This window comes from Streptococcus sanguinis SK1 = NCTC 7863, assembly GCF_000194945.1.
Taxonomy (GTDB): domain Bacteria; phylum Bacillota; class Bacilli; order Lactobacillales; family Streptococcaceae; genus Streptococcus; species Streptococcus sanguinis.
The window spans coordinates 1-656 of record NZ_GL878513.1; the positions used below are offsets into that span (position 1 = coordinate 1).

At 51.2% G+C, this 656-nt stretch carries 7 tRNA genes; all 7 read right to left on the minus strand.

Annotated elements, in window-relative coordinates:
• Positions 1-7: 7 nt before the first annotated feature.
• The 7 genes from HMPREF9378_RS00035 to HMPREF9378_RS00005 all read right to left on the minus strand — a co-directional run bounded on the left by HMPREF9378_RS00035 (position 8) and on the right by HMPREF9378_RS00005 (position 645).
• Positions 8-81, minus strand: a tRNA-Arg gene (locus HMPREF9378_RS00035).
• A gap of 31 nt (positions 82-112) precedes the next feature.
• Positions 113-198: transfer RNA gene (locus tag HMPREF9378_RS00030), tRNA-Leu, on the minus strand.
• Positions 199-205: 7 nt separating this feature from the next.
• Positions 206-277: transfer RNA gene (locus HMPREF9378_RS00025), tRNA-Gly, on the minus strand.
• 14 nt (positions 278-291) lie between these two features.
• Positions 292-364, minus strand: a tRNA-Thr gene (locus HMPREF9378_RS00020).
• A gap of 16 nt (positions 365-380) precedes the next feature.
• Positions 381-462 (minus strand) — tRNA-Leu (locus HMPREF9378_RS00015).
• Positions 463-467: 5 nt separating this feature from the next.
• A tRNA-Lys gene (locus tag HMPREF9378_RS00010) sits at positions 468-540 on the minus strand.
• Between the two features lie 32 nt (positions 541-572).
• A tRNA-Asp gene (locus tag HMPREF9378_RS00005) sits at positions 573-645 on the minus strand.
• Positions 646-656 lie beyond the last annotated feature (11 nt).

Consider the following 656-nt stretch of genomic DNA (forward strand, 5'->3'; position numbering starts at 1 on the left):
CACTTAATGCACCCTAGAGGAGTCGAACCTCTAACCGCCTGATTCGTAGTCAGGTACTCTATCCAGTTGAGCTAAGGGTGCTCATCTTCTTCTACTGCCTCTTACAAGTCTATGCCGAGGACCGGAATCGAACCGGTACGATCGTTACCAATCGCAGGATTTTAAGTCCTGTGCGTCTGCCAGTTCCGCCACCCCGGCCGCCTCAAGCGAACGACGGGATTCGAACCCGCGACCCCCACCTTGGCAAGGTGATGTTCTACCACTGAACTACGTTCGCATCCTATTCAAAAATGCCGGCTACATGACTTGAACACGCGACCCTCTGATTACAAATCAGATGCTCTACCAACTGAGCTAAGCCGGCTCATTATTATCTTATATGCGGGTTAAGGGACTTGAACCCCCACGCCCTAAAGCGCCAGATCCTAAATCTGGTGCGTCTGCCAATTCCGCCAAACCCGCTCTTATGACCCGTACTGGGCTCGAACCAGTGACCCTTTGATTAAAAGTCAAATGCTCTACCAACTGAGCTAACGAGTCTCTTACTTTTATTGAAATCTTCTCGACTTCAACGGTCCCGACGGGAATCGAACCCGCGATCTTCGCCGTGACAGGGCGACGTGATAACCGCTACACTACGGGACCTATTCTTTTCA